The organism is Micromonospora sp. NPDC047548 (assembly GCF_040642975.1).
Taxonomy (GTDB): domain Bacteria; phylum Actinomycetota; class Actinomycetes; order Mycobacteriales; family Micromonosporaceae; genus Micromonospora.
In genome coordinates, this window is the sequence record NZ_JBEYTI010000036.1 from 41285 (window position 1) to 53610 (window position 12326).

The following is a 12326-nucleotide window of genomic DNA, read 5'->3' on the forward strand; positions in this document are numbered from 1 at the left end:
ACGGCAAACTCGACCGTAGCTTCTCCGCGGACCCCGACGTCGTGGTCAGTAACGCCGGCCAGGAGATCCAGGCCCACCGAGCGGCGGGCGTGAAGACCTCGCCCAAGCATTTCCCCGGGTTGACACCCTGCGGCCGTAACGCCGGCCAGCAGCGCGGCGGACGGGGGCGCGGGCGTCGAGAGCCTGAGGTGGGCCGAGGCGCCGCCCGTCGGGACGAGCATCCGGCTGCGACCGCGCCCACCACCGTGCGAAGGCGGACGCCCGGATCAGCCGCCGCGGACGGACGGGGCCGGCGTCGGCGAGCCACCACCGGCCACGGCACCGGGATGCGGCGTTTGGCTCGGGGTCGGCCGGAGCCCGGCCGGGACCGGCAGCGCGCTGCCCCTGACGAACTCGTCCCAGCTGACGTTCCAGGCCGTCCATCCGTTGCCCTGCTCCAACCTCACCTCGGTGCCGGTGAAGGTGACCAGGTCGCCTACCTGCGTGACGCCCATCAGCCAGTCGGCGGCGGCGGCGGAGACGTTGGTGCAGCCGTGCGAGACGTTGGTGTTGCCCTGATCCCCCTCGGACCACGGTGCCCCGTGGATGAACTCGCCTCCATCGGTGAGCCGCTGGGCGTCCTCGACGTCAACCACGTAGCCGCCCATCGGGTCGCCCCGGGTGTCGAACGTCGCGTACTGGTGCTTCTCCATGATCACCATCTTGCCGCTGGACGTCGGCGTGCTCGGCTTGCCGAGGCTGACCGGGATCTTGCGGATCAGCTTCCCGTCGCGCAGCACCGACATCTGCTTGGTGGCGTTGTCGACCTCCAGGGACACCTGGCGACCGATCTTGGAGGTGGCGTTCCGGTCGGCGTCACCGACACGGTCCTTGCCGATCGGCAGCCCCTCCAACCCGGTTCGGACGCTGATCGCGGTGCCAGGTCGCCAGAAGTCCGGTGCCCGGTAGTAGACCTCGCTGCCGTCGTCCAACCAGGACCAGGTGCCCGGCTGCGGGGGGTTTGTCTTCACGAACAACCGGCGCTGCACATCGGCCCTGGCGTCTTTGGGAACGGGCGGGTCGAACGCGACGGTCACCGGCATCGCCGTGCCGTACGTCTGGTTGCCGGCGAAATACAACGTACTGGTGATCGCCGGTTTCGACGATTCAGGCATGGTGGTGAAGGTCGTCTTCCGGGTGGTCGTCGTCCCTTTGTCGCCGGTGGCGGTCACCTCGGCGGTGTAAGTCCGTCTGGGCTGCAGCGGAGCGCTCGGCACCCAGGCCGAGCCGTCGTCGCGGGGCTCGGCCTTGACCTCGGCGCCCTTGTCGTCGGCGATCCGCACGGCGGTGATCCGACCGCCGCTGACCCGGACGCCCACGTCGGCGGTGATCGGCACGTCCCGTGAGTGGTCGTCGGGCGTCACCGTCAGCTGCGGGGCCGCCGCCCTTCGCTCAGCAGGCCGGGCGCCCGGCATACGATCGGCGGTACACCCGTCGAGGACCAACGGTGTGGCCGCAAGGGTCACCGACACCAGCGTCAATCGCCGCCTGAACCCCATACTGTTCCCCCGTTCATGGCTTTCCCTCCGCCACATTCTCTCCACGGTGCGGAGACGTACGGGGCAATTTCTGCGGATTCAGAAACTCGCTTATGGGCGACGTTTCCCCCGGTTCGCAGTTCGGTAAAAATGCACCCGCGATCCGACTTCGTGCCCGTCTCGACCTGAAATCACAAGCGGGTCGGTCGGATGGAGCCGCGACCAACAAAAAGGGCGGCCCTCAGAGCCCTACGGACGGATGTCCAGGGCACCGATCAAGCCGTCGCGCAGCGTGAAACGGTAACGCAGCCGGACCGGGCTGCCCGGGAACGTGCCCGAGACGAGCGTCGTCACCACCAGGTTGCCGCCGGCCTCCTCCTCGACCGTCTCCGGGATCGCTTTGTAGTCGAACTGGGCCGTCGTCCGCTCACGCCACGCCCTGATCGCCGCCGGACCCTCGTAGGTCCGGTCCTCGTCGGCCACGATCGCGTCGTCGGTGAAGCAGGAGACGAAGGCGTCGACGTCCGGTTCGGCGGCCAGCTTGTAGTAACGGACGATCACGTCGGGAACGGTTACGGTCATCTGCCTCTCCTCGGTGTCGCCGCCCGCGTACCCGACAGGACACCGGTCATTCGTCAGGCGTCCCGCACCGGACGTGCATCCCGACGTCGACGGTAGCGGCGCCGGCGCGCCGCTACCGGTTCCGGTGGCTCGCATGGCCGATGCCGGGCCGGGTACGCCAGGGGCATGACCACGAGCCGGGACCTGACGCGGCGGGGGTGAACATGGGTCGCTACGACGACGAGGTGACCGGGCTGGCAGCGCCGCTGGCCGACCCGGGTGACCTGGACGTGCTGCTGGACCGGATCGGGGACGCCCGGGTGGTGATGCTCGGCGAGGCGAGCCACGGCACCCACGAGTTCTACACCTGGCGCGCGGCGATCAGCCGGCGGCTGATCGAGGAGAAGGGCTTCTCGTTCGTCGCCGTGGAGGGCGACTGGCCCGACTGCGACCGGGTGGACCGCAGTGTCCGCTGCCAGGCCGACGCGCCCAGCGACCCGCGGGACGCGCTGGCCACCTTCGAGCGCTGGCCGACCTGGATGTGGGCCAACGAGGAGGTCATCGACTTCACCCGCTGGCTGCGTATCCGCAACGCGAGTGCGGACGAGCCGAACCGCGCCGGGTTCCACGGTCTGGACGTGTATTCGCTGTGGGAGTCGCTGCGCGAGATCATCACCTGGCTGCAGGAGCACGACCCGGAGCAGGTGCCGGCGGCGCTGGCCGCGTACCGCTGCTTCCAGCCGTACGACGAGGACCCGCAGCAGTACGCGCTGGCGACCCGGTTCGTGCCGAACAACTGCGAGAACGAGGTGGTGGACCTGCTCGTCGGGCTGCGCGAGCGGGCCGGGGGCGGCGGCGCGGGCCGCTTCGTGGCCTGGCAGAACGCCGAGATCGTCGCCGGGGCCGAGCGCTACTACCGGACGATGGCGCGCGGTGGCCGGGAGTCATGGAACGTCCGCGACCGGCACATGGACGACACCCTCGACCGGCTGCTGCGGCACTACGGGCCGGGGTCGAAGGCGCTCGTCTGGGCGCACAACACCCACGTCGGGGATGCCCGCGCCACCGACATGACCGACGCCGGAGAGGTCAACATCGGCCAGCTCGCCCGGGAACGGTACGGTCCGGACCAGGTCGTGCTGGTCGGCTTCGGCACCCACCACGGCACAGTCGTCGCCGGTGACGCCTGGGGCGCGCCGATGGAGGTGATGCCGGTGCCACCGGGCCGCCGGCACTCACTGGAGGACGCCCTGCACGGCGCCGCGCCCGCGCAGGCCCTGTTCGTTTTCCCGCGCGACGGCAAGCCCGACGTGCTCACCGACGAACTCGACCACCGGGCGATCGGAGTCGTCTACCACCCCTCGCGGGAAAGCTTCGGCAACTACGTACCGACCGTGCTCGGCGACCGCTACGACGCCTTCTGCTGGATCGACGAGACCCAGGCGGTCCGGCCGCTGCGCGTGCGACCGACCAGCCTGGCCGAGGCCGAGACGTATCCATCCGGCGTCTGACACGGTCGCGGCGGATCATGTCGCGGGCCGTTTGCCGCCGGACGCGTCGGGCAATCGCGCGGCAGACCAGGTCACACGGGGAGGAACAGGTAATGAAGATCCACGACCCGTCCAGTCAGGCGATGCAGAAGGACTACGACGTCACCGACATCGAGCGCCTGATGGGCAGGCAGGACTGGAAGAGCTACGACGACGTGATCGGGTGGCTGAAGAAGTCGGGCGACGAGGACCGACGGTTCACCCCCGGCGAGGTGCAGCACATGATCGACGACTTCTCCCGAGTGCGCGACAGGGGGATGGATTTCGTGCGTAATCCCGAGAAGCTCTGCGACCAGCTCAAGAGAAGCCGGTAGGACATCGGGTTTCGACCCGTTGCCGACCGGGTCCGGGTCGCGCCGGAGGCTCCGTCCGGCGCGGCTGGTACCCGGTCGGCACGAGCAGAGACACCGCAATGGATGGAGAGCCGAGGGGCGTGATGCGGCGCCCTCTACCGCGGCCACGGATCGCACGGCGCGGGCGACGGCAACTGGTGGACACGGCGCGAGGTCCGGCTCGGGCTGAAAATCAGCGGTGCGACAGGCACCGGGCCAGCGCGCACGATCTGCGGCGACACCCCCCAGACGATGTGGCGGCTGCCGCCTACTGGACCGGCAGGTCCAGCGCCTCCGTACCCGCGGCTCGCCGCATGGCGTTCGGTCAGCGGAAGCGCCGGGCGGCGAGAATGGTCAAGGCGAGAAACAGCACGGCGCCGCAGGCGGCGACCAGGCTGAGGCTGCTGGTGAATGCGGTGTGTGCGGCCTCCAGCAGCCGGTCAGCTGGGCCTGCGGGGAGCGTGGCGGCCACTGAGGTGGCGCCGGCGACGGATTCACGTGCGGCGGCCGGTGCTCCGCCGAATCCGGCCAGTCGGGCGTGGTACACGCCCGCCGCGACGGTACCGAACAGGGCAATGCCGGCCGTGCCGCCCAGATAGTTGCTGGTCTCCGACAGCGCCGCGGCCGAGCCGGCCCGTTCCGGGGGGACGGAGCCGATCACCATGCCAGTGCCCAGCGCGAACAGCGGGCCAGTACCCAGGGCGATCACCGCGGTCCCGACGATCACCGTGACTGGGCCGCTGGCCAGCGCGACCGGCAGGAAGCCGAGGGTGGAGACCGCCAGGCCGGCGACGATCGCGGCGCCGGGGGACATCCAGCGCTGGGTCAGCGGGGCGAGCGTGCAACCGGCGGCCAATGCCAGTCCCATCGGGGCGAACCACACGGCCGAGGCGAGCGGTGAGAGCCCGCACACGATCTGCAGGTACTGCGTGGTGAGCAGACCGACGCCAGCCAGCCCGGCGCCGGTGACGACCAGCGCGGCCAGCACGCCGCCCACGATGCGATCGCGCAGGAGATCCAGCCGTAGCAGCGGGTCGGGCAGGCCGCGCTGGCGCCGGACGAACAGCACGGCGAAGAGCGCACCGATAGCAGCGGCGCCCAGTGCAAGAGGCGCGTCGGCCCGGTCCGCGCCCAATTGCTTGACACCGTAGGTGAGGGGGAGGATGCCGGCCAGGGAGAGCATCACGCTGGTCAGGTCGAGCCGGCCGGCGTCGGGGTTGCGGGACTCGGGCAGCGTCAGCGGGGCGGCGACCAGCAGCGCGGCCATCGTCGGCACACCGATCAGCAACACCGATCCCCACCAGTAGTGGGTGAGCAGCACCCCGCCGAGCACCGGGCCGAGCGCTGCGCCGGCGAACACGCAGGTGGACCAGGTCGTAATGGCTAGGGTGCGCTGCCGGGCGTCAGTGAAGATGGTGCTGATCAGGGCGAGCGTAGACGGCATCAGGGTGGCACCCGCCACTCCCAGGAGCAGCCGGGCCACGATCAGCATCAGTGGGTTGACTGCGTAGGCGGACACCAGCGACAGCAGACCGAACGCCGCGCCGCCGATCATGAGCAGGCGCCGCCGGCCGATCCGGTCCCCCAGGGTGCCCATGGTGACGACGAATCCAGCCACCATGAGCCCGTATCCATCCGCCACCCACAACTGCTGCGTGGCGCTGGCATGCAGGTCGATGCTCAGGTGGGGCAGCGCCAGAAACACCGAGTTGATGTCCAGAGCCACCAGCAGGGTGGGCAGCGCGAGCACGGCCAGGCCCAGCCATTCACGCAGGCCAGCGCGGCTGGCACCATCGGGACGCGTTATCGTGGCCACGTACGGTTCCTCCTCGTCGAAGCGGTTGTCGTGAGGAGGTCGGTGCTGGTCGGAGGTTCTTGCGCCGGGTCGCCGGACCAGTTCTCGGGCTTCTGACGTGCATAGAGAAGTTCGGCGGCCGACGTCAAGATCGCACGGTGTGCCCCGACTCCATAGCGTCGGGCCCACCACGGGGCCGAGAACGCGAGGAGACGAGGCATGAAGTTTCTGCTGCTGCTGCACAACAACCCGGCCGCGCTGGACGCGCTCACCGAGGACCAGCGCACCGCGCTGATGAATGGCCATGGTGACTTCATCAAAACCATTCAGGAATCCGGTGAGCTGATCTTCACCCAGGCATTGGCCGATCCGTCCAACAGCGCGGTAGTCCGGGTGCGTGACGGCGTCCCGGTCATCACCGATGGCCCGTACCTGGAGGCGAAGGAGTTCCTGGGCGGCTACTACCTGGTTGAATGCGCCGACCGGGACCGGGCGCTGGAGTTGGCCGCGATGATCCCCGATGCGGGCATCGACGGGTTGGGCGTCGAGGTGCGTCCGGTGATGTTCTCGACCGGGATGGAGATGTGACCGAGCGCACCGAGGGCCTGCTGCGGGAACTCGCCCCGCGGGTCCTCGGTGCGCTGACGCGCCGGTACGGGCAGTTCGACGCCTGCGAGGACGCCGTGCAGGAGGCGCTGCTCGCCGCGTCGACGCAGTGGCCCGCCGACGGGGTGCCGGACAATCCGAGAGCCTGGCTGACTGCCGTAGCGACCCGCAGGCTGGTTGACCATGTACGTAGTGAGGCGGCCCGGCGCCGCCGGGAGGCGACCGCCGCCGCGCTGGCCGGGGCGCCCGTGATCTCCGGTGTCGCCCCCGAGCAGGTGCCCGAGGCGGACGACACGCTCACCCTGCTGTTCATGTGCTGCCACCCGTCCCTCACCCCGGCTTCCCAGGTGGCGTTGACCCTGCGCGCCCTCGGCGGCCTCACCACCGCTCAGATTGCCGCCGCGTTCCTGATGCCCGAGGCGACGATGGGGCCACGGATCAGTCGGGCAAAGCAGCGGATCAAAACGGCGGGTGCCACCTTCGACCTGCCCCCAAGGTCGCAATGGTTCGACCGGCTACGGGTGGTGCGACACGTCCTCTACCTGATCTTCAACGAGGGATATACGGCGAGTTCCGGTGTTGACCTTCAGCGCCCCGACCTGGTAGCTGAGGCGATTCGGTTGACCCGGTTACTGCACCGGATTCTTCCGACCGACGGCGAGGTCGCCGGACTGCTCGCACTGATGCTGCTGACCGACGCCCGCCGCCCAGCGCGTACCGGCCCGGACGGGGTGTTGGTGCCGCTCGCCGAGCAGGACCGTACCCGCTGGGACACCGACGCGATCAAAGAGGGCGTCGCTCTGATCACGCGGACGATGGCCGAGTCGCCACCAGGACCGTACCAATTGCAGGCGGCGATCGCGGCGGTACACCTGGAGGCCTCCAGCGCAGCGGAGACCGACTGGGCGCAGATCGCCGCGCTGTACCGAATCCTGGAACGGCTATCGCCGAACCCGATGGTCACCCTCAACCGGGCCGTCGCCGTGGCCATGACCGATGGGCCGGAAGCGGGGCTGAAACTGCTGGACACCCTCGAAACCGACGAGCGGATGGCCCGACACCACCGGCTGCCCGCCGTTCGCGCCCACCTCCTGGAGTTGGCCGGGGATACCGCCGCCGCCCGGGAGGCGTACCGGCTGGCCGCGAAGCGGACCGCCAGCATCCCAGAACAGCGCTACCTCACCGAACGCGCCAAGCGGCTCACCTGAACGCGGCTGCAGCGCGAGACGACGGCTGCGGAGATCTTCGAGCTCGGCGCCGATCCGTCACAGCAGCCCCGCTGGGACGGCAACGACAACTTGGGGACTGCCCCGGGTTTGGTTGACTCGCGGGGTTGAGTGGTTCAGGCCGCGTGTGCGGGCTGGTCGATTGTCTCGAACTCGATCGGGGTGAGGCGGCCGCGGCATTGTGGCTCCACGAAGTAGGCGGGGGTCAAGGTGTCTCTGATGCGTAGCTGATCCGCGGCTCGCGTGGATTGAAGACGTTGAAGAGCACCTCGACCGTGCCCGGGCCGCGCAGATGCAAGATGGACACGCAGGTCCGGTATGGGTTCGCCAGATAGCCAAGCGGCCGGCACGCTTTCGCCTCGTGTTCGACGCCGATCCGCCAGCCGCGATCTTCGAGATGACGGGTCAGCCGACGTGCTACCTCCTGCGGATCCGCGCCGTCGTCGGCGGTCAGCTGGAAGCTACGCACACACGAGCCGCGGGATTCGCAGCCGGCGTCCTCGGCCACGATGACCACTCCCTCCGGCAGCGGCAGCAGCCCATCCCGCCCCGGGATCGAGGCGTTACCTACGGCGGGCAGCACCACGACCGCGGCGCATGCGACGCCCAGCAGCGCCAAGCCGAGCCAGGGCCGCCGGATGATCGGGTGTCGGTGCCGGTCGAACCACAGGGCCGTGACCACGATCGCGCACCCGACAGCCAGGGATCCGCGCAGTGCGTCATCCACGGTGGGCGGTATGGCCCAGCTCGCCCACAGCCGGGTCGCAAACGACCATCCGGCAGCGGACGCGACGAGCAGGGCACCGACAATCCGACCAGGACCAGGGGCCACCACGACCCAGGCGATCGGCACTACCAGCACGATCGCCAGCAGCAGGACGATCTCACCGGCCTCGAAATTGGGGCTGGTCCGAAACGCACCGTCCGGGGCCGGCCGCCAGGTAGCGGGGCTGGTCCGCAACACACCGTCCAGGGCCGGCCACGTGGGGATCGTCGCCAAGAATGCGCCGCACAGGGCCAACAGTCGCCATCGGGCAGCCATCGCGAGTGATCGCGTGCGTCGCAGCAACTCCCACACGCGCCGGGACGGCACGACTTCGACCTCGACACGGCCAAATCCGGGACGACGGACAAGCTGGCGAGCTGACCCCACCGACTCGTCCCCGATACCACCCTCCAGACCGGAATCCGGTTCCTGGTCTTCAACCTCGCCATCGCCCATTGCTGTTGGACGTGGTGCGACGGGCGCCGGTTTCCGTCCAACATCAAGCGGCTCAACGGAGTTGGCGAGCTTGGGCGGCCCTCGGGCGACCCCAGAGTTCCCGGTCGGCCAAGGCGTCGATCCCGCCCGCGTCGTACCGGTCACGCCAGGCCAGGACCGGTCGGTGTCGACACCCCGACCTGACGCCCGATGGCCGCGTTCGTGACCCCTCCGGGGCCAGCAACACGATCCTCGCCCGCTGGACCACACCCGCCGCAATCTGCGACGACCGCGTCAACGCCCGGAGACGGGCCCCGTCTCCGGGGCGAAGCGCCAACGGCGCGGCAACAGACATACCTTCATTGACCCGCACCCAGACCACAAAACCACTTACGACAGGCGACACTAGCGGAGCGACCGGAAGCCGGCGCGAACCTCCTCGGAGAAGAGTTGGGGCTGTTCCCAGGCCGCGAAGTGCCCGCCCTTGTCGAGCTTGTGGTAATAGATGAGATTGGGGTACGCCTGCTCTGTCCAACTACGCGGTGCCTCATAGAGTTCATCGGGGAAAACGCTCACGGCAACCGGGATGGAGACTCCCTTGGCGGCGAAATAGGAGAGCTTGTTCTCTGCATAGAGACGAGCCGCAGAAATCGCCGTGTTCGTCAACCAGTAGAGCGTGATGTTGTCGAGGACGTCGTCTTGGGTAAGGCCCTCGGGCTGTCCAGCGAAGGCTCGTGAGATCAGGTCGAGACTACGCGCGTCATGGTCGAGCAGAAACGCCGCCAGGCCGACGGGCGAATCCGCCAATCCGGTGAGCGTTTGCGGGCGCGTACCCATCATGAGGCCGTAGGCGACGTGTTGATATACGAAGGCGAGCCGCTCGTACGCGCGCTTTTCGTCCGCCGAGAGATTGGCTGGCAGCTTGCCGAGTGCGTTGTTGGCCCCGCTGATGTCAGACTGGAGCAGCTTGTCAATGTCGGTTGGAACCGCGCCAGGCATGTTGGTGTGGATGCCGAGCAGTTCCGGAGGCGCCTGCAGCCCCATCAGATCAACGATGACCGCGCCCCAGTCGCCGCCTTGTGCCACGAACCGCGAATATCCGAGGCGCTTCATCAGCTCCGGCCAGGCCCGTGCGATGCGCTCCGGGCCCCAGCCGGGCTGGCTCGGCTTGCCCGAAAAACCGTAGCCCGGCAACGACGGAATCACCAAGTGAAATGCATCGGATGCGCTCCCGCCGTGCGCCGTGGGATTGGTAAGCGGATCCACGATCTTCAGCTGCTCGATGATCGAGCCGGGCCATCCGTGCGTCACGATCAGCGGCAATGCGTCTTCATGTTTCGAACGGACGTGGATGAAGTGGATGTCCAGCCCGTCGATCTCGGTGATGAACTGCGGTAGGGCGTTCAGACTCGCCTCGACCCTGCGCCAGTCGTGCTTTGTCTGCCAATAGCGCGCGAGTGCCTGGATCGTCGCGAGTTGCACGCCCTGCGACTGATCTGCGGCGGTCTCCTTTTCGGGCCAGCGCGTGGCCGCGATGCGCGCCCGCAGCGCCTCGAGTTCCGCCTCGGGGATCTCTATGTTGAACGGCCGGACCTCTGTGGTACTCGGTCGCGCTTCGGTCTTGACAGCCACGAAGGCCTCCTTTTCGTTCCGAGTCGCCCTTCAGTTCGACCCTAGAGCGCCTTTCCCGTGATCGCGGGCGATACGAGTAATCCCGCGCGACCTCCCGGGACGGGCCTGGCCCGCGGATCTACCGACTAACGTTTTCGCTGCGACGGGGAAGCTTCCAGTCCGGCCGGACGTAGTGGCAGGTGTAACCCGCCGGATACCGCTCCAGGTAGTCCTGGTGTTCGGGCTCGGCCTCCCAGAACGGTCCGGCAGGGCTGACCTCGGTGACCACCTTGCCTGGCCACAGGCCAGAGGCGTCGACGTCGGCGATCGTGTCTTCGGCGACCTGCCGCTGCTGGTCGTTGCAGTAGAAGATGGCTGACCGGTAGCTGGTGCCGACGTCGTTGCCCTGACGATTCTTGGTCGTCGGGTCGTGGACCTGGTAAAAGAACTCGAGAAGGTCTCGATAGGACAGCTTCTGGGGGTCGAAGACGATTTCGATCGCCTCGGCGTGGGAACCATGGTTCTCGTAAGTCGCGTTCGGTACGTCTCCGCCGGTGTAGCCGACCCTGGTGGCGAGCACGCCCTCGCGTTTCCGGATGAGGTCCTGCATGCCCCAGAAGCAGCCGCCGGCCAGGATCGCCTTCTCAGCCGTGTCAGTCATCGCTTCGCTCCCCGTCCGGGTGTTCGAACACCCTGCGGTACTCGCCGAAGCCTTCACGCTCGAGGTCGTCGCGCCGAATGAACCGAAGCGCGGCCGAGTTCATGCAGTAACGCAGTCCTCCCGCCTCCGGGGGGCCATCGTCGAACACATGGCCGAGGTGGCTGTCCCCGCGCGCCGACCGGACCTCGATGCCGACCATGCCGAAGCTCGAGTCTCCGGCTCGGACCACATTCCTCGGTTCTATCGGCTTGGTGAAAGTCGGCCAGCCGGTACCGCTGTCATACTTGTTGACGGAAGCAAACAGGGGTTCACCGGACACGATGTCGACGTAGATGCCCGGCTCCTTGTTGTCCCAGTAGGCGTTGTCGAAGGCTGGCTCTGTCCCAGCGTCCTGGGTGACTCGGTACTGCTCCGGCGAAAGCCGAGAAATCGCCTCGGGGCTCTTGCGATACTCGTGTGACACCTTGTCCCTCTCGGATGGGTCGTCGGCAGGAGGTGCCAGTTTCAGCCGACCTCCCCATGGGTCACGCATGCGTACCCCGTCTGCCGCCGGCTAACCTCGCGCCTTCCCGAGGGCTGACTGTGGTGGCGGGGCGTGAACGTGAAAGTGCGTCACCCCGGCCGGCGGCCATGCGCTGCCAATAGGTGCCACAGGTGAGCTGGGCGCAGAGGTCGGCTGCGGCGATGACGCGGCAGGTACTCGGCGACCGTCGGCAGTTCGGCAGGTCGCCCGGGATGGGGTTGGCGGTCGCGGCCAGCACGTAGTCCACATCGACCGCCACGCGGTTCATCGGCGCGACTCAACACCGTTGCCAGTGAGTGCTTTGTGGCGCTCATGTGGCAGTTCTGCCTTGCGGCACAACGGTCCCGGTCTTACCCGCGCAGAGCGCGGGGCCGGGTTGACGTTTCACTGCCTCCTGCCCACCGGGGTGGGTCTTCTGGGTGGCTCCACGTCCTGCCACCGGGCCACTCCCGGCGGATGTCGCCTCGTGTGCGAGGGCGGCGAGGTTACGTGCGGCGTTCACATCCCGGTCGAGGGTGAGGCCGCAGGTGGTGCAGTGGTAGGTGCGCTGGGTCAGGGTGAGTTTGGTTTTCACCGCACCGCAACCCGAGCAGGTTTTGCTGGAGGGATACCAGCGGTCGGCCACCACGAGCCGGCCGCCGTTCCACACAGCCTTGTACGCCAGTTGGCGGCGCAGCTCACCGAACCCGGCGTCAGCGATGTGCCGGGCCAGGCGCCGGTTGGTGAGCATGCCCGTCACGTTG

The 12326-nt window shown here is 68.3% G+C and carries 12 protein-coding genes; 4 read left to right on the forward strand and 8 right to left on the reverse strand.

Features of this window, described 5'->3' with window-relative positions:
• Positions 1 to 266: 266 nt before the first annotated feature.
• Both ABZ807_RS26295 and ABZ807_RS26300 read right to left on the reverse strand, forming a co-directional pair.
• Positions 267 to 1538, reverse strand: coding sequence for an Ig-like domain-containing protein (locus ABZ807_RS26295; RefSeq protein WP_357163252.1), 1272 nt, complete (start codon positions 1536 to 1538; stop codon positions 267 to 269).
• A gap of 228 nt (positions 1539 to 1766) precedes the next feature.
• Entirely contained in the window at positions 1767 to 2099 is a 333-nt protein-coding gene (locus tag ABZ807_RS26300; RefSeq protein ID WP_357163255.1) for a nuclear transport factor 2 family protein, read from the reverse strand.
• A 203-nt stretch (positions 2100 to 2302) separates the two neighbouring features.
• On the opposite strand from ABZ807_RS26300, the gene ABZ807_RS26305 reads away from it, so the two are divergent.
• Together ABZ807_RS26305 and ABZ807_RS26310 are read left to right on the forward strand one after the other, a co-directional pair.
• On the forward strand, positions 2303 to 3589 hold the full coding sequence (locus tag ABZ807_RS26305; RefSeq protein ID WP_357163258.1) for an erythromycin esterase family protein: 1287 nt from the start codon (positions 2303 to 2305) through the stop codon (positions 3587 to 3589).
• A gap of 92 nt (positions 3590 to 3681) precedes the next feature.
• Positions 3682 to 3942 carry a hypothetical protein gene (locus ABZ807_RS26310; protein ID WP_357163261.1) on the forward strand — a complete coding sequence of 87 codons (261 nt, stop codon included), beginning with the start codon at positions 3682 to 3684 and terminating at the stop codon, positions 3940 to 3942.
• A gap of 343 nt (positions 3943 to 4285) precedes the next feature.
• On the opposite strand, the gene ABZ807_RS26315 is transcribed toward ABZ807_RS26310, so the two are convergent.
• Positions 4286 to 5998, reverse strand: a complete 1713-nt coding sequence (locus ABZ807_RS26315) for an MFS transporter (protein WP_357163264.1) — start codon at positions 5996 to 5998, stop codon at positions 4286 to 4288.
• Here ABZ807_RS26315 and ABZ807_RS26320 point away from each other — a divergent pair.
• Positions 5975 to 6343 (forward strand): YciI family protein, encoded by a 369-nt coding sequence (locus tag ABZ807_RS26320; RefSeq protein WP_357163267.1) that lies wholly within the window; start codon positions 5975 to 5977, stop codon positions 6341 to 6343. The two genes, ABZ807_RS26315 and ABZ807_RS26320, sit on opposite strands and share 24 nt — an antisense overlap.
• Positions 6340 to 7569 carry a DUF6596 domain-containing protein gene (locus ABZ807_RS26325; RefSeq protein ID WP_357163270.1) on the forward strand — a complete coding sequence of 410 codons (1230 nt, stop codon included), beginning with the start codon at positions 6340 to 6342 and terminating at the stop codon, positions 7567 to 7569. The genes ABZ807_RS26320 and ABZ807_RS26325 overlap by 4 nt, the downstream gene beginning before the upstream one ends.
• A 223-nt stretch (positions 7570 to 7792) precedes the next feature.
• Here the strand turns inward: ABZ807_RS26325 and ABZ807_RS26330 are convergent, their stop codons facing one another.
• From ABZ807_RS26330 to ABZ807_RS26350, 5 genes are all read right to left on the reverse strand, one after another.
• Positions 7793 to 8809, reverse strand: coding sequence for a hypothetical protein (locus tag ABZ807_RS26330; RefSeq protein ID WP_357163273.1), 1017 nt, complete (start codon positions 8807 to 8809; stop codon positions 7793 to 7795).
• A 384-nt stretch (positions 8810 to 9193) separates the two neighbouring features.
• Positions 9194 to 10420, reverse strand: coding sequence for an epoxide hydrolase (locus tag ABZ807_RS26335; protein WP_357163276.1), 1227 nt, complete (start codon positions 10418 to 10420; stop codon positions 9194 to 9196).
• Between the two features lie 118 nt (positions 10421 to 10538).
• A complete protein-coding gene (gene msrA / locus ABZ807_RS26340) occupies positions 10539 to 11060 on the reverse strand; it encodes a peptide-methionine (S)-S-oxide reductase MsrA (RefSeq protein ID WP_357163279.1) in 522 nt (173 codons plus the stop codon).
• Positions 11053 to 11523 carry a peptide-methionine (R)-S-oxide reductase MsrB gene (msrB, locus tag ABZ807_RS26345; RefSeq protein ID WP_357163282.1) on the reverse strand — a complete coding sequence of 157 codons (471 nt, stop codon included), beginning with the start codon at positions 11521 to 11523 and terminating at the stop codon, positions 11053 to 11055. Before msrB ends, msrA begins: the two co-directional genes overlap by 8 nt.
• Before the next feature lie 370 nt (positions 11524 to 11893).
• The coding region (locus ABZ807_RS26350; RefSeq protein ID WP_357163285.1) for an RNA-guided endonuclease TnpB family protein at positions 11894 to 12326 on the reverse strand (433 nt) is incomplete at its 5' end.